General features: G+C 38.2%; 16 protein-coding genes. 5 read left to right on the forward strand and 11 right to left on the reverse strand.

The features are described from left to right. Nucleotides 1-20 precede the first annotated feature (20 nt). Complete coding sequence (dnaE, locus tag IPM62_03855; GenBank protein QQS38491.1) at nt 21-3539, reverse strand: DNA polymerase III subunit alpha; 3519 nt, start codon at nt 3537-3539, stop codon at nt 21-23. Nucleotides 3540-3926: 387 nt separating this feature from the next. On the opposite strand from dnaE, the gene IPM62_03860 reads away from it, so the two are divergent. Next, complete coding sequence (locus IPM62_03860) at nt 3927-4319, forward strand: cupin domain-containing protein (protein ID QQS39586.1); 393 nt, start codon at nt 3927-3929, stop codon at nt 4317-4319. A 215-nt stretch (nt 4320-4534) separates the two neighbouring features. Here IPM62_03860 and IPM62_03865 read toward each other — a convergent pair whose 3' ends face one another. Next, nucleotides 4535-5008, reverse strand: a complete 474-nt coding sequence (locus IPM62_03865) for a VOC family protein (protein ID QQS38492.1) — start codon at nt 5006-5008, stop codon at nt 4535-4537. A gap of 59 nt (nt 5009-5067) precedes the next feature. Between IPM62_03865 and IPM62_03870 the strand changes: the two genes are divergently transcribed. After that, a complete protein-coding gene (locus IPM62_03870) occupies nt 5068-5262 on the forward strand; it encodes a hypothetical protein (protein ID QQS38493.1) in 195 nt (64 codons plus the stop codon). Nucleotides 5263-5403: 141 nt separating this feature from the next. On the opposite strand, the gene gatB is transcribed toward IPM62_03870, so the two are convergent. The 4 genes from gatB to gatC form a co-directional block, all read right to left on the reverse strand. Next, on the reverse strand, nt 5404-6738 hold the full coding sequence (gene gatB / locus IPM62_03875; GenBank protein QQS38494.1) for an Asp-tRNA(Asn)/Glu-tRNA(Gln) amidotransferase subunit GatB: 1335 nt from the start codon (nt 6736-6738) through the stop codon (nt 5404-5406). Nucleotides 6739-6803: 65 nt separating this feature from the next. Next, nucleotides 6804-8075, reverse strand: coding sequence for an MFS transporter (locus tag IPM62_03880; GenBank protein QQS38495.1), 1272 nt, complete (start codon nt 8073-8075; stop codon nt 6804-6806). Nucleotides 8076-8079: 4 nt separating this feature from the next. Further along, nucleotides 8080-9492 (reverse strand): Asp-tRNA(Asn)/Glu-tRNA(Gln) amidotransferase subunit GatA, encoded by a 1413-nt coding sequence (gatA, locus tag IPM62_03885; GenBank protein ID QQS38496.1) that lies wholly within the window; start codon nt 9490-9492, stop codon nt 8080-8082. Continuing rightward, nucleotides 9489-9809, reverse strand: a complete 321-nt coding sequence (gene gatC / locus IPM62_03890; GenBank protein ID QQS38497.1) for an Asp-tRNA(Asn)/Glu-tRNA(Gln) amidotransferase subunit GatC — start codon at nt 9807-9809, stop codon at nt 9489-9491. Before gatC ends, gatA begins: the two co-directional genes overlap by 4 nt. A gap of 184 nt (nt 9810-9993) precedes the next feature. Here gatC and IPM62_03895 point away from each other — a divergent pair, with 184 nt between their 5' ends. Continuing rightward, nucleotides 9994-10353, forward strand: coding sequence for a hypothetical protein (locus tag IPM62_03895; protein QQS38498.1), 360 nt, complete (start codon nt 9994-9996; stop codon nt 10351-10353). A gap of 1 nt (nt 10354) precedes the next feature. On the opposite strand, the gene IPM62_03900 is transcribed toward IPM62_03895, so the two are convergent. Next, on the reverse strand, nt 10355-12517 hold the full coding sequence (locus IPM62_03900; GenBank protein ID QQS38499.1) for an AAA family ATPase: 2163 nt from the start codon (nt 12515-12517) through the stop codon (nt 10355-10357). 116 nt (nt 12518-12633) lie between these two features. Between IPM62_03900 and mscL the strand changes: the two genes are divergently transcribed. Then, a complete protein-coding gene (gene mscL, locus IPM62_03905; GenBank protein QQS38500.1) occupies nt 12634-13122 on the forward strand; it encodes a large conductance mechanosensitive channel protein MscL in 489 nt (162 codons plus the stop codon). A gap of 236 nt (nt 13123-13358) precedes the next feature. Here mscL and IPM62_03910 read toward each other — a convergent pair whose 3' ends face one another. The 4 genes from IPM62_03910 to eno form a co-directional block, all read right to left on the reverse strand. After that, the gene (locus tag IPM62_03910) at nt 13359-14291 is read right to left on the reverse strand and encodes a M48 family metallopeptidase (protein ID QQS38501.1); all 933 of its coding nucleotides are present in this window, start codon (nt 14289-14291) and stop codon (nt 13359-13361) included. A 56-nt stretch (nt 14292-14347) separates the two neighbouring features. Continuing rightward, a complete protein-coding gene (locus IPM62_03915; GenBank protein ID QQS38502.1) occupies nt 14348-14938 on the reverse strand; it encodes a LemA family protein in 591 nt (196 codons plus the stop codon). A 130-nt stretch (nt 14939-15068) separates the two neighbouring features. Then, entirely contained in the window at nt 15069-16874 is a 1806-nt protein-coding gene (locus IPM62_03920) for a hypothetical protein (GenBank protein QQS38503.1), read from the reverse strand. Nucleotides 16875-16967: 93 nt separating this feature from the next. Then, nucleotides 16968-18275, reverse strand: coding sequence for a phosphopyruvate hydratase (gene eno / locus IPM62_03925; GenBank protein QQS38504.1), 1308 nt, complete (start codon nt 18273-18275; stop codon nt 16968-16970). A gap of 66 nt (nt 18276-18341) precedes the next feature. Between eno and obgE the strand changes: the two genes are divergently transcribed. After that, on the forward strand, nt 18342-19289 hold the full coding sequence (gene obgE / locus IPM62_03930; protein QQS38505.1) for a GTPase ObgE: 948 nt from the start codon (nt 18342-18344) through the stop codon (nt 19287-19289). Nucleotides 19290-19302 lie beyond the last annotated feature (13 nt).

A 19302-nucleotide genomic window follows, 5' to 3' on the forward strand; every position in this document is an offset into this window, starting at 1 on the left:
AAAACCAGATCATTAAATGATTAGTTAAGAGGTTCCTCAATATCTCCAGCAATAAGTACTGGTTTCACAAATACATAAGCTATGAGCGCTGATAGATTTTCACTCCATGTTATCCCGAAATTCAAATCAACTCGTCTGCTATTACTCCCTTCAAAAATCAAACATACTTTTTGCGACCCGGGGTTATCAAGTAATATTTTCTTCAATTGCTTTAATTGCTCGGCATCAACACCCTCAGGAATCCGAATATTAAAAGTATTGGTACCTTGTTTTAAACTCTCAATCGTATCAATTTCATCCACTAAAATTGAAATTGAATCGTCACGCATATCCATTTTACCCGTAATTAAAACCGGCTGATTTTCAAAGAGCATCGCTTTAGCTTTTGTATAAATAGTCGGAAAAACAACTAAATCTATCGCACCCGTTTCATCTTTACATCTGACAAATGCCATTTCTTTACCCGACTTTTTTGTAACTACCAACCTAATATCGTCAATAATTGCGGCAATTTTTACGTTTTTAACCGCACTGTTTTCTGATACTATTTCATCAATGTTATGTGTGGCTGCACTTTTTAGGGGTCCAATTATCTCACCCAAGGGTTTTGCAGACAAGGCAAATCCCATCAATTCTCTTTCAAAATTCGCCATCTCATCCTTGGAAAATTCCTCGGCGTTGAGCAAAATATCATCACTTTCTTTGGTTATACTAGTCTTAACTTCATCGACACCAAATAGTCCTTGCTGATTTTCAAAACCTTTTGGTTTTGCAACTTTATTTCTCATCTCATCCATGGCACCAAGAAGCGATGCGCGAGTTCCAAATCGCGACATTGCGCCAACTTTAATAAGACTTTCAAGTACTTTCTTGTTAACTTTTCTTGCATCAACTCTTTTAAGAAAATCCAAAAATGAACTGAATTCATTATCTTTTCTTACCTCCAATATCGCCTCAATTGCAGCTTGGCCAACATTTTTGATGGCTTCAAGTCCAAACCTTATCGCGCGCTTATCAAGTGAATCTTCATCTTTAACAACAGTAAAAGCTGTTCCGCTTTCATTAATATCGGGAGCAAGTACCTTAATCCCAAGCCGTCTACATTCCGCAATGGCTTCGGATACCTTATCAATATCGTTAGACTCCGCGGTAAGCAAAGCACACATATATTCAACGGTGTAATTTGCTTTCATGTACGCAGTTTGGTATGACACCATTCCGTAACTTGCGGCATGAGCTTTATTAAAACCATAACCCTGGAAAGGTTCAAATAATTTCCATAAGTCCTCAGCTTCTTCTTTCGTCATGTTGGAGAACTCAACACATCCGTCAACGAATTTAATGTGTTGAAGCGCCATTTCCTCCGGTATTTTTTTACCAACAGCTTTTCTGAATTTGTCCACTTCTTTCCAGTCATATCCCGCAAGTTCCAATGCGGTATACAAAAGATCATCCTGATAAACCAAAATACCAAATGACTTATCGAGATATTTCTCCATCTTCGGATGGGCATATACAATTTCTTGATTCCCTTTTTTTCTGGCAATATAGTCAGGAATATTCGCCATAGGACCCGGTCGGTATAAGGCGATCATCGCGTTAATATCCTCTATTCTCTCCGGAGCAAGTTCCATCAGCCACTTGGTCATACCGCTTCCACCCATTTGAAATACGCCAAAAGTTTCACCTCTGGTGAGCATTTCGAAAGTTTTTTTATCATCTAGAGGAATTTTACTTAAATCAACATCAACATTTCTAACTTGTTTAGTCAAATGAATCGATTCTTCGAGGATGGATAAATTTCGTATTCCTAAAATATCGAGTTTAATAAGACCTACATCTTCACACGCATGCATTTCGTATTGAGTAATAACTTTATCTCCGGAAGGTTCGTGGCGAACGGGGGTGAAATCCGTCATTTTGGTTGGAGAAATTACCACCCCGGCTGCATGCACCGAAATATGCCTGGCATTTCCTTCAATTTGTTTTGCCAAATCAATTATTCTTTTCGAATCGGCATCAGTGTCATACTGAGCTTTAAAATCAGGATTCTCTTTGAAAGCACGATCTATCGACATGGGAAAACCCTGCGAACCAAGAGGTATGAGTTTAGATAATTCATCGCCTTTATTGTATGGGTAACCGAGGACACGCGCCACATCCCTAACAGAACCTTTGGCAAGCATTCTTCCAAAAGTTGAAATCTGAGCCACTTTGTCTTCACCGTATTTTTTCGTCAGATAGGCTATCATTTTTTCCCGTTTTGTATCTGATATATCCAAATCAATATCCGGCGCGCTTGGACGAAGCGGATTTAAAAATCTCTCAAAAGGCAATACATACCGTATCGGATCAACTGTCGTTATACCAAGACAATATGACACTAAAGATCCCGCCGCCGAACCTCTGGTGTTTATGGGAATTTTATTTTTTGCAGCCCAATCGGTCATGTCTTTATAAATTAAAAAGTATTCAGGATATCCCTTGTCAATTATTACCTTGATTTCATAAGCCAGTCTGCGTTTTAATTCCGGTGTAATTTCAGCGTACCTTTTTTTAAGACCTTCAACAGCTAATTTTTTTAGTTCACTATCCGGCGTACTGCCTTTGGGGATATCAATTTTAGGGAAAAACCATTCGCCAAGTTTTATTTCGATTTCACACTTCTCGGCAATTTTTACAGTATTTTCGATTGCATCGGGAACGTCCCTAAAAAGCTCTATCATTTCACTGGGTGATTTTACGTAATACTCAGGAGTGTCGATAAATCGCAATCTTTTGGTATCGGAAACATCTTTACCTGTCGCAATACACACAAGAGCGTCCTGCGCTTGGGCATCTTCCTTCTTTATATAATGACTATCGTTCGTAGCAATAATCGGAATTGCAAGTTCTCTACTTAGTTTCAAGACACCTTTATTTATTATCTCCTCAACATTTGCCATTTTAGTAATTTCCTGTTTGACGTCGCTATTAATTGCCGTGTCAATGTAGTCTTTATAGTTATGGCGTTGAATTTCCAGATAATAATTATCACCAAAAACATCCAAAAACCATTGGGCGGTTTTTCGTGCTTCATCATACTGGCCGTCTATTAAACTTGTCGCCAATTCTCCTGCCGGACAAGCGGAAGAGCAGATTAATCCATTTGCATGCTTTGCCAATATTTCTCGTGTAATACGCGGTCGATAGTAGTAACCCTCCAGATGCGCAATCGATGTCAACTTCATTAGATTTTTGTATCCTTCGTTGTTTTTGGCCAATAATAGAAGGTGGAAATTTTTAAATTTATTTCTTTCGGGACGTTTGTCCAGATCGATATTTGTGGTGTATGCTTCCATTCCAATAATTGGTTTTATTTGCGCGTCCTGTGCTTTTTTATAAAACTCAACCACACCGTACATAACACCATGATCTGTTATGGCAACCGTATCCATGTCATTTTCTTTGACATGGGTGAACAAATCTTTTATTTTGCTCATACCATCAAGCAAGGAGTATTCGGTATGTAGATGTAGATGAACAAACTTATTAGCCATTCCGGCTCATTATAGCAAGTTATGTAAATCCCATGTAAAGACTTTTAAGTTTAATATGTTGTGATAACATTAACTTCCAAGACATTTTGTTGCTATTACTAATTTAATTCACTTTGTATGCGACTGTATCACTGTTCTTAGCATCGAAGTTGGTTTGAAACAAGTAAATTTTTTGCATAATATTTGAAGCTTCACAATCTTATACTTTTGTTAATTCTTCAAGCATGTGTTGTTTAATTTCATACGTCGTGTTCGGATAGTCTTCATCCTCGTGCTCAAGTTTGTCGTTTTGATATTTGTCGTGACAAACATGAAATAAATAATTATTAGTACCAGGTGTTTATTACTTCGCCTTTTATGTGTATCCTGAAAATGGAGGTGATTAATTTGACTAGCTATACAACCAACATAGAGAAAGAAACTTTAAATAATGATAATTTCAGGAAAGTACTTTTTACCGGCACAAAGATGCAATTGGTGGCAATGAGTCTTAAACCGAAAGAAGAAATCGGTGAAGAAGTTCACGAAAATGTTGATCAATTCTTTCGGGTCGAAAAAGGAAGTGCAAAGTTTATTGTCGAAAATCAAGAATTTATAGTAAACGAAGATGAAGTTTTTATTGTCACTGCGGGAAGTAAACATAATGTAGTTAACATACACGAAACTGAAGTTCTCAAACTCTACACTATTTACGCGCCTAGCAATCATCCGGAAGGTACAGTTCACACAACCAAAGCCGAAGCAGATCAGGCGGAGCTTGATCATCACCACGAAGTGTAACTAAAAACTATAGTCGCGATAACAGCACTTGGTGTACATAAACTTAAAGTTGCTCGTATGAAAAATCATACGTATTTTAAGTGTGCCATGGCAAAGTACTTCAATATGTCAACGCACACTCAGCAAGTTCTTTAAGTAAATATACCCGTACCCAAAAGAGTCCAATAAGTAACCGGGGGGCGTTTGATTGTCAATTATGTATGCGACGATACATATTATTTTTTCGCCAAAATTGAAGCATGATGAAATTTAACTTCAATAGTATTACCGAGTTCAAGTTTTAATCTGGGAAAATCTTTACGAAAGATATGTGTCGTATTCCAGTCAAGATTGGGGTATTTATTGATTAGGTCAGGGAACTCACAAGTTATAACAAATTCCGCGTGCTGGAAATATGAATTGCATTTCTCGTTGTCTTTGGGCTCTACTATTTCGATAGCTGAAATTACATAGTTGCGATATTTGATATGCGGAGTAAACTCGTTTACGCTTATTCTCCGATTGTCTATCACAATTTCCCATAGATTTTTGTAGAACTTAGACACCTTCCCGGTCAAGTTTTCGTATTCTTGTTTATTTTTGGTTTGGTATGCAACATGATCCAATTGCATGTCCGATACGTCAATACCCGCTTCTTTTAATTTGTAAAATACCTCATCAAGAAACTCATTTAGTCTTTTATTGTCCATTTAGTTAATTCCGTTTGTTAAATAATTACTGCTAAAATAATATACTGTTATAATAGCTTATGGAAAACTTTCAATCACCCAATTCCCCAAGTAGCACACAAGCCAAGGATTTGACTACTACTAAAATAAAAGTAATTAAGCCTGTTTTTTCACCTCCAAACAAAAAGCTACTCGCCCTTGTTCTAATAATCTTTTTTGTGCTATTGATAATTGCAATATTGGTAACCAGAAGCGTAAATACTGTCGTAGTATAGAAAACCTTTGACATAACGGTTGAAATTTCCAACACGTCTTTTGATAAGCTTTCAACTTGTTAATTTACTTCACAAATTTTGCCCTTAGATTGTTAACATGTATTAGCGTTAATCCCATCCTTGAGATTGACGCACCATGAATTAGTTAGTTATTTTTTCAAGCAATTTTTCGCGAACATATACTACATTTGCTTTTCCCTCGAGTATTTTTTGTACTTGGCCAATAAGAAATCCGATTACTTGTCCTTTACCTTCTTGATATTGCTTAACAATTGCCGGGTTTTCAAAAATTACACTATCAATCGCAGCCAACGTTTCTTCGGTACTGGCATAGCTGATCTGGGTGATTTCGATTAACTTTTTAACTAAACCCGCAGGTTCCGGATATTTCTCATGCAGTTTTTGATTAACCATAGCGTTTGCAATTGTTTTTGGACCCAGCTTGTTTCCCGTGTCGCATGACATTGCGGTTTCAAAATATTCCGCAATTATTTTATCTTCAACAAGAAATTCTATATAACTATCAGACAATTGGTAATCTTTCTTGTAATTTGCACGTTTTTGCGAAGGAAGCATGGGCAGAGTCGCCCGAATCGCTTCGATGGTCTTTTTGTCAAAAGTTATAGGAGGTAAATCGGGTTCAGGAAAGTAACGGTAATCTTTCGCCTCTTCTTTGCTCCTTTGTGAGAAAGTTGTGTCTTGTGCTTCATCATATCCCCTGGTTTCCTGAGCGATTTTCTCGCCTTTGTTGATTAGCTCTTTATGGCGTCCTATCTCAATTTCTACCGCACGTTTAAGAAAACGGAAGGAATTTATATTTTTCAATTCGATTTTATAATTTGGCAGTTTTCCTTTTTCGACATCCTCAACTCGTCCAACTGATACGTTTGCTTCAAGCCGCATACTTCCTTTTTCCATATCGGCATCTGATATACCCAAATATCTGACAATTCTTTGCACCTCTTTTAGAAAACTTACAACATCATCAACGTTAGCAAAATCAGGTTCGGTGACAAGTTCCATAAGCGGTACACCACTTCGGTTGAAATCAATCAAAGACACCCGTTTTCCATCAATTACTCGGTGCTGCGATTTCGCCGTATCCTCCTCAAGATGAATGCGAGTTATACGAATAGTTGACTTGTCAGACTTCCACATACCCAGGGAACAAAACGGCAGATCGTATTGGCTTGTCTGAAATGCTTTCGGTAAGTCGGGGTAAAAGTAATGCTTCCGATCAAATTTACTGAATTCTGCGATTTTACAATCAAAGGCTAGACCAAAACGTATCGTATCTTCAATTGCTTTTTCGTTCATATAAGGCAAAGCTCCGGGAAGACCTAGACATGTAGGACACGTATTGGAGTTCGGTTTTACGCCAAAGTGATTAGCTGAACATGCGCAAAACATTTTGCTTTGAGTTGAAAGCTCGACATGTACTTCAAGTCCAATAACCGGTGTTAAATCATTTGTCATTTTATTTTCTAATTTTTTTAGTCAACATATTTTTTAGAATCACCCAACGAAAAACTTATTCTACTTCAACCACTTGCCTTTTTACCCATACCGTTTTTTTCCAAAAACTGATATCCATATGTATTGATAACATATATACCAGCAATTGATACACAAGCTATTATAGACAATAAAACCCGAATACCCAATAGTTCTGCAATTGTCCCGGACAATATAACCGGAAATACTGTTGCTATTGTAACCATAAACCAAAAATTTCCAAATACCCTTCCGCGCATTCCGACGGGAGTTACTTCCTGAAGTTGTGTTTGTAAAGGAATATATATTGAAATAAAGGCAATCCCCACTCCCATCAGCGCAAATAGTCCGGTTGACATCCTGAGCATAATGTTTAACCTACCAGCAACCAACGACAAATAAAGCATCGAAAACGATAGGAATACGAGCCCGTATTTGATTAGAGTAATTTTCCTCAGCTTAACTTTCAACAACTTTGGTACAATAATCGACGCACAAACTGCGCCAACTCCAACCGGTGCAGCCACAAATACACCCACCAGATCGAGGTTGATTTTAAATATATGTAAAGCCACAATCGGCGCACTTACAACAACAACAGCGGTAGTGATCTGCAAACAAAGCATTAGAATAAAAGGAATATAAATACTTGGTTTACTTTTCAAAAATCGGTAACCAAGCGATATTTCCTTGAAAAAAGCAAAAAAGGCATCATCAAAGTTTTTAGGTATTTTTTTGTTAAGGACGGTTTTGGGAAGTCCGGTTACACTCAGAAAGGCAATAAAAACAAATACAGAACACAAGTACATCGTATTTTCAAATCCTAGTTTACTATTTAAAATACCCGCAAGCGAAAATCCCAAAACCACAGACGACTGTTGTGTCAAGAAAAAAAGACCGTTCGCAAACGAATATTGTTTTCTTTTAACAAGGGAAGGCAAAGTTGCAAACTCCGCCGGTACATAGAACTGATTGAAGAAAGAATAAATGATTACAACACCATAAAGTAAAAATATACTAAGGGATTGAACATATGCATAACCTGCAATAATTAGTGCTTGTATCAAATTGGTGTATAACAAGGTTTTCCGTCGATCGGACATGTCTACATATGTTGCAGCTATGGGGCCAACGAGAATTGCAGGTAAGGCATAAGCGACCCATAAAAGTGCAACAGCAATCGCAGATCCGGTTTCGTTAAAAAGCAATATTAGAAGAAGGAAGTTCATTACATTGACCGTCAACTGCGAGAGTATTTGCGAAATCCACAAACGCACAAAGTTTTTGTTTCTAAGAAGCGGTTTGAATTCTGACAACATGACACTACAACACGGCAACTTGGGGTGTATAACCGACCCACGTCTCATACATACTGGCCAAATTAAAAAGTGTTGCCTCGCCAAACCTTGGAGCCATTAACTGAAATCCAAGAGGTAATCCGTTTTTGGTAAATCCCGATGGTATAGCAAGACCCGGAATACCCGCCATGTTTGCAGATACCGTTAATATATCTGCCAAGTACATTTGCAAAGGATTACTCGTCTTTTCACCTAATTTAAAGGCACTGGTGGGCATAACAGGGGCAAGAATGGCATCAACTTGACTAAAGGCATTGTCAAAATCTTCTATTAATTTTGATCTGACTTTCATGGCTTTCAAATAATAGGCATCATAGTAACCGCTTGACAAGACATAACTACCCAACATAATCCTCCGTTTTGCTTCCGGAGAAAACGCCGCTCTGTTTTCACCAAAACGCACGCCATCATACCGACCCAAATTGGATGAAACCTCTGCCGTCTGAATTATGTAATAAACTGAAATTGCATATTTAGTGTGCGGCAAGCTTATTTCTTGTAATTTAATTTTATTTTCTGCAAATACTTTTGAAGCGTCCATAACCGCTTTTTCCACTTCTTTCTCGATACCCTCAACAAAATATTCTTTGGGTATGCCAATTACATATTCCTTATTGGCGGATTTTTCGATCGGGTAATCAAAATTAGTAACCGTGCTGTCAAATCCATCAGTACCTTTAGTTACGTTAAATAGTGTTTCGCAATCTCTGGCACATCTTGAAAAATTACCCATGGAATCGGTGGACGACGCCATGGCAACAACACCGTATCGCGATACAGCACCATATGTCGGTTTGAATCCATATACACCACAAAAATTTGCCGGGCAACGAATTGATCCCCCTGTGTCGGTACCTGTTGCAACGAGAGAAAAATTTGAGGCAACAGCTACTCCCGAACCGCTTGATGAACCACCGGGAACTCGCGTCATATCCCACGGATTTTTTGTCGGACCAAAATCCGAATTTTCTCCCGAAGCACCGTGCGCCCATGCATCGCAATTGGTTTTTCCCAGTGTTACACATCCTGCCCGATCCAACCTGTCTACCACGGTTGAAGAATACGGCGGGATATAGTCTTTGAGCACATTCGCTCCTGCCGTTGTTCGTATGCCCTTGGTTAGATACAGATCTTTATGTGCGACACACACCCCAAGTAGCGGATATTCATCAAATGCTTTGTCACCCTTATCGCGTATTTCCAGATCCAAGTCCTCGGCTTTTTTTAGTGCTTTACTAGTCGAAACCGTGATAAAAGAATTTAATTTGTTATCGTGTTTATTAATATTGTCCAAATAAGCGTTGACCACGTCGACTACGCTATAATCCTTATTTTTTAAACCTTGTCTGGTTTCATTAATCGTTAGTGGAATTTTCATCGTTTAATACTTCTCTTTTTCAATAATATTGGTACTTTAAAATATGCATTCTCGACTCTTTTTGATCCTGCAATAGCCGCTTTTTGTGTTAGAGTGCGCGAAGGATCAGTCGCATCAATCCTTGTAATATTTTTCATTTTTATCGACTGTGATGTCGGTACCAACGAAGAAGTATCCACTTCATCAAGTTCTCTGACGTAATTGACCACCTCCGAAAGTTGAACTTTGAATTTTTCAATTTCTTCGTCGGTTAATTTCAAACGGGCTAACTTAGCCACATGCGCAACTTCTTCGTTTGTTAAGTTTATTTTTGCCATGTCATTTAAAAAAACCAGCGTTCAGACTAGTTTATACTTTGTAGATTATTATCTTTTATAGCCCATCAGATACGCCAAAATTGATATCGATAACCATCTAACATTATATCGTTATTTTACATTTACCATTAGTTATGTCAATGCTAGCCAAATACACTTTCTAAATATATGCTAAACTGTATTAATGACTAAAAAGAAGTTAATTTCAACAGAAACCTCTATCATAATTTTTTATGTCATGTATTTTATTTGGCTTACCGTGATTACTTTTATCAGCCCCGATATTAAACTATTAAATATATTCTCAATAGGCATTGTCGTATTTTATTTTATGTTTCTGCAAGAAAAGTGGGACTGGTTTTTCTTCCTTCTTGGAAGCTTGGCAATTGTCATGTCCATCATAGGTCAATTCAAAAACTGGGATCTCATTATGGATTATCATAAATTACAAGCTATTCCCTTATGGTTTCCTATGGCTTGGGGTACAACCGCGGTAGCACTCAGAAAATTTTACGTGATTATTTCAAATCGGGAAGTCGAATAACTCAGTCTACTTTGCTAATTACAACTTTATCCTTTTTATCCAAATCGACAAATATCTCATCACCCGGACGGATAGTCTTTTCCAAAAATTCGTAAGCGACTTCATCCATAATTTCATCATTCAATACACGTTTAATCGGCCTGGCGCCATAAGCCGGATCGTAACCTTTGGTTGCTAATTTATCGCGCACCTTGTCACTGAAATTAATAACAACTTCTTTCTCAAGAAGTTGTGTTTGCGCCTTGGCTAAATGCATATCAACAATTTTCCTGATTACTGTTATATCCAATTTGTTATACCACACAACTGCATCCAGACGATTTATAAACTCGGGTTTGAAGGTTTGCTTAAGTAATTTATTAATATCTTCTTCGACACTATCCAGATTATCGTGTGCACCAATAATGCCACTACCCAAGTTACTCGTCATTATAATAATCGTATTTTTAAAATCGACAGTTCTTCCCTTTCCGTCCGTCAATCGGCCATCGTCGAAAACCTGTAAAAGTAAATTAAAAACATTGGTGTGTGCTTTTTCAATTTCATCTAAAAGCAAAACAGCATATGGTCGACGCCTAACACTTTGTGTTAATTGCCCGCCTTCATCGTATCCGACATAACCGGGCGGTGAACCGATCAATCTCGCAAGTGCATGTTCTTCCTGATATTCACTCATGTCAATTCTGATCATGTTGTTTTCATCACCTGTAATAAATTGAGCCAACGCTTTTGCAGTTTCTGTTTTTCCCACTCCGGTTGGCCCCAGAAACAAAAATGTACCAATCGGTCCGGTGGAATTAGCAACACCCGCACGATTTCTTCTTATCGCTTTGGCTATTACACTTAACCCCCGATCTTGACCTACTACTCTTTTAGCAAGTTCACTTTCCAGGTTGGTAAGTTTGGAAATTTCACTTTCCATTAACCGCGTTAAGGGAATACCTGTCCATTTAGATACCACCATGGCAATATCTTCACCATCTACTTCTTCGCGTAATAATTTCTCATTTTCGGGAATTTTTTTCCATTGCGTTTCCAGGTCTTTAACCTGCTTTTCTTCAACGGGTAATTTGCCATACTTAATTTCAGCCGCTTTTGTAAGATCGACATCTCTTTCCGCTTTTTCAAGATCAATTTTCAATTCATCAATCTTACTTCGGTGGTCATGGAGTTTTTTCAATATCCCCCTTTGTTCATTCCAAATTTTTTCAAGACTATTTACGTCTTGTTTTATGACGTTAATCTTGCTTTCCAAATCCTTTCTTTTTATATTAACTCCTTCACTTTTTTCCCTTTTCAGACCGGCTAATTCGATTTCCAGTTGTGTAATTTTTCGTTTCTTGAGATCAAGCTCGGAAGGCATACTTTCGGTTTCAATTCTTAACGAACTTGCCGCCTCGTCAATCAAATCTATTGCTTTGTCGGGCAGAAATCTGTCGGGTAAATAGCGCATCGAAAGCTTCGCCGCCGTAACAATGGCATTATCGGTTATGCGAATACCATGATGAATCTCGTATTTTTCCTTAATACCACGTAATATCGCAATCGTGTCTTCCAGGGAGGGTTCGTTCACAAGAATTGGCTGAAATCTCCTTTCCAGTGCGGCATCTTTTTCGATGTACTTTCGATACTCATTAATGGTTGTTGCCCCAATGACACGAAGAGTTCCCCTAGCCAGTGAAGGCTTAAGCATATTCGAAGCATCAATTGCACCTTCGGATGCACCGGCGCCGACAATGGTGTGCAGTTCGTCAATAAATAACACATATTTGCCCGAAGCTTCCTCAACCTCTTTAACAACCGACTTCAACCGCTCTTCAAACTCACCTCTGAATTTTGCTCCCGCAAGAAGTGAGGCGATATCAAGGACGAGCAAATCCTTATCCTTCAAAGAAAAGGGTACATCTCCTGCCACAATTCTTTGCGCCAAACCTTCTACGATTGCCGTTTTACCAACCCCCGGATCACCAATCAAAACGGGATTATTTTTTGTTCGTCTTGAAAGTATTTGCATCGTACGTCTTATTTCAACATCCCTTCCTATCACGGGATCGAGGTTTCCGCTTTTTGCTCTTGTAGTAAGATTAATAGTGTATTTGGGCAAAAAAGGCCCTTCCTCTTTGGGAGTATCTATTATAATCCGATGCTCATTGCCGTTTGTCATACGTATATTAAACACTACTAGCACTCCTATGTCAAGACTGCTAATTAATGCTTGATTGGGATCGCTTGCAAGCTCAAAGTGTTTATTAACTGCAATTATTTTGTTATTATCAACTGATGATCAAAGAATTCAAAAAATTTCTGATTCATGGAAATCTCGTCGATCTGGCAATCGGTTTTACCGTTGGTAGTGCTTTCTCTACCGTTGCCAAGTCGCTGGTAACCGACATCATAATGCCGCCAATTAGCGTGCTTCTGGGTAGTGCCAATTTCGACAATTTCTACTTCGTAATTAAAAACGGCAACCCTTCCGGGCCATACGAATCTCTTTCGGAAGCTGTAAATGCCAATGCTGCCACCTTAAATATCGGGACTTTCGTTAATAACGTCTTTTCTCTATTTATTGTAGCTGTTGCTATGTTTTTCGTTATTAAAACAATTAATAAATTTGATTCGGAAATACAAGTAATCACTGGAAAAAAGGATGATGCAAAAAAAAGCGATCCAACTTTCAAAAAATGCCCATTTTGTCTAACAAACATTCCCTACCGTGCCAGTAAATGCAGTGCTTGCACCTCGGATCAGCCTAAAGCTAAAAAGAGCTAGTTTTTCCTCTATATATTTCCAAAAGGTATTCACATTCCATATTGCCTTAAGAATGTGTCCAGTCTATTTTTAATAAGCTTGTTTTAATGTTTTCAATACGACTAGCGTGGTCGTGGATCGCTTGGATTTTTTTAACCCCAATCACTTGGAGTTAAAGCAATCGTAAACTTGTCTAATCGAAAGAATGAATATCTATATTAACCGTTAATAACGTATTCTCGAGGTGAGATGCTTAATTATGCCATTTCCTCCAAAGCTTTAATCCGATCTTCAACCGGCGGATGTGTGTTGAAAAGATTAGCAAATAGGCCAACTCCACTTTTAGCCTTGTCTTTGAATGGATTTTCAAAATATAAATGCGCGGTGGCTTTATTGGCTGCTTCAAGCGCTTCATGATCACCGGATATTTTTTTCAAGGCTGATACTAATCCCGACGGCTGTCTAGTTATTGCAACACTTGAAGCATCTGCCAAAAATTCTCGCCGCCTTGATATTGAAAGTTGGATTAATTGAGCAATGAATGGCGACAAAATCGCAAGGATTATAGCAACAACAAACAGTATCGCATCAAGTTGAGATCCCTTTCTGTCAGAATTTCCTTTTCTGCCAAAGTAGGTCATGCGCAAGAAAAAATCTGCAAGTAGAGCAACCGATCCGACCAAAACCGATACGATGCTCATTAGTCGGATATCGTAATTTTTAATATGAGAGAATTCATGGGCGATTACACCTTCGAGTTCCGTTCTGGTTAGCTTGCTTAGTAATCCGGTTGTTGCACAAATTACTGCATGTTCCGGATCTCTTCCGGTTGCAAAAGCATTCGGAGCCGTATCTTCTATTACGTATAATTTTGGAGTCGGTAATCCTGTTGCCAGTGAAATATTTTCACTAATCGTATAAAAATCATAATACGTTTCCTTACTGGCTGGTTTTGCGCCCGAAATGCCCAAAACAATTTTGTCTGAATAATAATAGCTACCCAAACTGGTAAGTCCCGAAAATATTAACGCAATCCCGACAATACCCAGTCCTCCCGGTTGATAACCCAGATAGTAAGAAAACGCATTTCCGATTACATAAAAAACAACCGCAATAAATATAGCAAACAAAATTACTATAAGTGCGCTTTTTTGCTTATTCGCCGATTGAGATTCGTATATATTTTTCATAAAAACACTAAGTCTTCAATCAAAGAAAACTCTCTAAGTATATCTGACCAAAGTTACTATTCAAGATTGACTTTAGGTGTCTTTGTATCAGATTGACTTACTTCAACATGTTCTCCTTTTTCAGGTGTAATTAAACCTGGTTGTTCGGCAAATTTGAAAATGTTTGCAATTATGCTCGATGGAAAAGCTACTCTTTTAACGTTATAGTCCGCCGTTAAATCGATTACAAGTCTGCGTGCATACATTACTTTGTCAGAAGTATCACGCAACTCATCCATAAGTTTGGTGACAACTCCATCTGCTTTCAGTTCAGGATTATCTTCGACAGCAATCTGCAAAGCGGGAATAACGGAAGCCAATTGACTTCCTGCATCTGACATTTTCTGGACATCATTAGATTTAATGGCAGAAGCAACTGCTTTTCTAGCTTCGGTTAATTTGTCAAAAATACCCTTTTCGTGCTTGAGATAACCTTTCGCCGACGTTTCTAAATTAGGAATCAATTCGGCTTGACGTTTCAGTTGATTACCGATTTCTTGTACAGCAGCTTTTATGCGGGCCTTACTGGATACGAAAAAATTATATACAGAAACACCATAGCCCAAAACTACAACCGCCAATACTAAAACAATTATTAATATATTCATATTTAATCACCACCTTTCAAATACGAAAAGTAATTTCGTACGACTCTTTATGCCGTAAAATTTAGTTCTTACAATACAACTATACTACATCTTTGATATAAGTATCGGAAGTTTCGTAGAACAAAATAAATTATAGCATCGACTCGAAGTCACTTAAAGAATACGTATTAACAATGTCTTTACTTTGCGCGTGTCCACGCCTTGCAACATATACCCCGTACTTCATCGTTAACATACTATCTTTGTGATGGCTATCGGTACCGATTGTCAATTTAATTTTGTGTTTAAGAGCTTCTTGCACCAACATATCGGGTAAATCGAGTCTCGACGGTGATGCGTTAATTTCAAGCCATTTATTGTTTGTTTTGCAAAAGGCAAATATTTCTTCCCAATCCAACTCAACGCCTTCCCGTTCGTTTAATTTTCTTCCCGTCGGATGAGCAAATATTTTTGCCTTAGGATGCATAAGTGAATTTATTACACGTCTTGTCATGCGTTTCCGGTCAAGATTAAACGATGAATGAATTGAACAAAGTGCAAAGTCCAGAACATCCATCGCTTTGTCGTCAATAGATAAGCCACCTTCAGGCAACATGTCTACTTCCAAACTATTGAACACTTTCTTTACTCTGTGTTTAGTACTATTTTTTAATGAGTAATTAATTTCTTCAACTATACGTTTTTTCTCCTTTAATAGACTATATATTGAGTTAGTGTCATGTTTGCTTTTACTTGGATTGTGTTCTGTAAAAGCAAGATACTCATAATTTAGACTATCTGCTATTTCAAGCATATCTTCCATCGTTGATAGCCCTAAATCATGTGAGGTTTCTATATTGAAATTAGAGTGCATATGCAAATCGGCTTTAATATCATCCAGGACTACAAGGCAAGGCAAAGATTTATCTTCCGCCATTTGGATTTCTCCGCGGTCTTCTCTCAGTTCAGGTGGAATAGGCTCAAGACCGATAAATCTATAAAGATCGTCTTCGTTGGCAAATTGATATGTTCCGAGAGTTTTATTAAAGAATCTCGCGTTTTCTTTTAAAGTCTTAAATCCCGCCAAGGGTTTAAATCCATAATCCGATAGACTTAAATTTCGTTTTTGAGCATATTTCCTAAGAGCAATATTGTGATGTTTACTTCCCGTGAAATGCTGTAGTAAAGCACCATAAGCATCAGGGTTTTCCACCATCAAATCAACTTGTCTTTGTCCCGGTATTATAATCGAGGCGGATCTGTCTCCTTTCTCTAATACTCTTGAAACTTTGGGATATTTGGTGAAATGTTCCAACGTCTTTTGGGGATTATCGCTACTTGCGGCAATATCAATATCACCGACAGTAGAAACCTTTCTTCTTACACTACCCAATGCATCGGCTCTTTGTACCCATTTATCTTTTTGTATCCAATTAATTATCTCTTCGGCAATTTCCTGGGCATATGGCAGAAGAAGTCTAACTTCCCGACCCTCAACCTCTGTGACTGACTTAATGAGTGAGTCTATTGATTTCTTTCCAAATCCCGGTATTTGATTTAACTTACCCTCTTTTGCCAGTTTTACAAAATCTTCGTATGGATGTTCGTCCGAGATTTCAAATTGATTTACCAATTTGAAAGCGGTTTTTGGACCAATCCCCGATATTTTTAAAAGTTCAAATATTGACGGTGGGATTCCTTCAAGCACTGTTGCAAAATGCGACGACTTTCCGGTTTCAAAAATATCACCTAAGTGTCCTGCTATACTTTCCCCGATTCCTCCAACCTCGGACAATTTATTGTCATCCCACAAATCTTTCGCCTCGCTTGATAAATGTTCAATTGCATCCGCAGCGCGTTCATAGGCGATAATTCGAAACCTGTTTTTTGTCTGATCCTTGATTTTATAAGAGGCGGCAACCGCGCGTAACAAATCAACGATTTCAATATTCGTCATGTTTTTCACGATCTTCATATACCGTTTATTTACACTATCTAAGTGTGTTTTGTAATAATTAAAAACATTACGTGCTTCAAAGCAATTTGCTCATTACCTTTGTTTTCCTGTAAACGGAGTGTTACCGGTGAATTCAACAGTCTGACTAAGTTTTACCAAATCAATCTCATCAATATCCAGTAAACGATTGTATTTGGCAACCCTTTCACTTCTTGCCGGGGCACCAGTTTTAATCTGTCCGGATGCAGTTGCTACACAAAGATCAGATATAAAAGCATCTTCTGTCTCTCCTGATCTATGAGAGACAATTGTATTCCAATTAGCTTCCTTACATTTTGCAATCGCATTTAGGGTTTCTGTAACCGTTCCGATTTGGTTTAATTTAACCAAAAGTGCATTGGCTGATTTTTCCTGAATCGCCCGGTCTATCCGTTTAGTGTTTGTAACCAAAAAATCATCACCGACTATTTGTACTTTTTTCCCTAATTTCTGGGTCAACGCCGTCCACCCTTCCCAATCATCTTGATCCAAGGCATCTTCAAGTGAAATAATCGGATAATTATTTACAAGCTCTTCCCACATAATTATCATTTCATCACTTGTTAATTCACGATTCTGCGTGTGCAGTTTGTATTTTTTATTGTCTTTGTCATAAATTTCAGATACGGCTGGATCAAGGGCGATTGAAATTTCCTCCCCGGGTTTATACCCTGCTTGGACAATAGCATCGGTAATTAAGTCAATCAGCTTGGTATTTGACTGGATATTCGGAGCAAATCCACCCTCGTCACCAACAAGAGTCGAATAACCTTTTTTACCAAGTAGCGATTTAAGGGCGTGGTATGTTTCTACTCCCCACATTAACCCTTGTGAAAAAGTATCGGCTCCACTGGGCACAATCATATATTCCTGGAAATCCGAACCCTCCCAATTTACATGTGCTCCGCCGTTTATTATATTCATCATGGGAATGGGAAGACTCATCTTGGGTTCTCCAAACAAGCTATTTATGTAGTGAAATACTTCTTTGCCGGAAACCAAAGCAGCAGTTCGCACAACAGCCATCGAAACCGCAAGAATGGCATTGGCTCCAAGTCTTGATTTATTCTCAGTTCCGTCAAGTTCGATCATCAGCTTATCAATGTTTACCTGATCGAAAATGTCATGACCAACCAAAATCTTTTCTATCTCCTCTACATTGCCGATAGCTTTTTCAACACCTAATCCCAAAAAACGCTCACCGTGGTCTCGTAACTCCAAAGCTTCGTGATCACCTGTTGAAGCACCGGAAGGAACCATTGCTGAAGCAGTGTGGTTATTTACCGTAACTTCAACTTTTACCGTAGGATTGCCACGCGAGTCAAAGCGCTGATAAGCTTTAACTTTGTCGATAGTACTCATTTCTATTTAGCATAACATATTTACTTATTTCTAGGTAAAAAAGCATATTTCGTATAAAATCAGGGTATGATCGATGAAACACACATAATTCTTAAAGCCGGCGACGGTGGTGAAGGTGCCGTTTCTTTTGGAAAACACGCCAAATCAGGTCCCGATGGCGGCAATGGTGGTGATGGCGGAAATATTTACATAACAACAAGTAGTGATTTGACACTGCTTTCTCAATTCCAAGGAAAAAGGATAATTACTGCCGAGTTTGGCTACCATGGAAGCAAGGATAAAAAAGCCGGCCGCAAGGGAAACGATATTATCGTAAGTCTTCCTGTCGGATCGCTTATCGTCGACCAGGATACAAACGAAGAGTACGAACTTGAAAAGGTAGGAGAAACTTTTCTTTTTTGTAATGGCGGTATAGGAGGAATAGGTAATTTTGATCTGCGGTCATCCAGAAACACCACTCCGAAAAACACAATTCCTGCGACAAAAGGACAAAAACGGCAAGTAAAAATTGTTTTGCGCTACATTGCAGACTATGGACTTATCGGACTGCCAAACGCAGGGAAAAGTTCACTTTTAAACGCACTGACTAACGCTAAAGTAAAAACCGCCAATTATAATTTCACCACCCTATCGGCTAATCTTGGTGTATTGCCCAACGGAAAAGTTATTGCCGACATTCCGGGGTTAATTGAGGGAGCAAGTACGGGAAAGGGTTTAGGAATTAAATTTCTTAAACATATACAAAAAGTGTCGGTTTTGTTCCATTGCATTTCAACCGAAAGCACAAATCCTTCTAAAGACTACAAAACAATTAGAAACGAGCTCAAAGAGTTTGATCAAAATTTACTAAATAAAAAAGAGGTTATCCTAATAACCAAAAGTGATTTGGTCGACAAAAAAGATTTAGTAAAAGTAGAAAAATATTTTAAAAAATTACATTTACCCATCTATTGTCTATCAATTTACGATCCTTCCTCAGTTGAAAAACTATACGAAGTGGTAAATAAGACTTAACTTTGCTAGAATA

It is taken from the genome of Candidatus Woesebacteria bacterium, assembly GCA_016700095.1.
Lineage (GTDB): Bacteria > Patescibacteriota > Microgenomatia > UBA8517 > UBA8517.

Bases quoted from the DNA above. Each gene is read 5' to 3' on its own strand.
- dnaE (QQS38491.1), bottom strand. From the start codon at position 3,539: ATGGCTAATAAGTTTGTTCATCTACATCTACATACCGAATACTCCTTG.
- IPM62_03865 (QQS38492.1), bottom strand. From the start codon at position 5,008: ATGGACAATAAAAGACTAAATGAGTTTCTTGATGAGGTATTTTACAAA.
- IPM62_03870 (QQS38493.1), top strand. From the start codon at position 5,068: ATGGAAAACTTTCAATCACCCAATTCCCCAAGTAGCACACAAGCCAAG.
- gatB (QQS38494.1), bottom strand. From the start codon at position 6,738: ATGACAAATGATTTAACACCGGTTATTGGACTTGAAGTACATGTCGAG.
- IPM62_03880 (QQS38495.1), bottom strand. From the start codon at position 8,075: ATGTTGTCAGAATTCAAACCGCTTCTTAGAAACAAAAACTTTGTGCGT.
- gatA (QQS38496.1), bottom strand. From the start codon at position 9,492: ATGAAAATTCCACTAACGATTAATGAAACCAGACAAGGTTTAAAAAAT.
- gatC (QQS38497.1), bottom strand. From the start codon at position 9,809: ATGGCAAAAATAAACTTAACAAACGAAGAAGTTGCGCATGTGGCTAAG.
- IPM62_03895 (QQS38498.1), top strand. From the start codon at position 9,994: ATGACTAAAAAGAAGTTAATTTCAACAGAAACCTCTATCATAATTTTT.
- IPM62_03900 (QQS38499.1), bottom strand. From the start codon at position 12,517: ATGACAAACGGCAATGAGCATCGGATTATAATAGATACTCCCAAAGAG.
- mscL (QQS38500.1), top strand. From the start codon at position 12,634: ATGATCAAAGAATTCAAAAAATTTCTGATTCATGGAAATCTCGTCGAT.
- IPM62_03910 (QQS38501.1), bottom strand. From the start codon at position 14,291: ATGAAAAATATATACGAATCTCAATCGGCGAATAAGCAAAAAAGCGCA.
- IPM62_03915 (QQS38502.1), bottom strand. From the start codon at position 14,938: ATGAATATATTAATAATTGTTTTAGTATTGGCGGTTGTAGTTTTGGGC.
- IPM62_03920 (QQS38503.1), bottom strand. From the start codon at position 16,874: ATGACGAATATTGAAATCGTTGATTTGTTACGCGCGGTTGCCGCCTCT.
- eno (QQS38504.1), bottom strand. From the start codon at position 18,275: ATGAGTACTATCGACAAAGTTAAAGCTTATCAGCGCTTTGACTCGCGT.
- obgE (QQS38505.1), top strand. From the start codon at position 18,342: ATGATCGATGAAACACACATAATTCTTAAAGCCGGCGACGGTGGTGAA.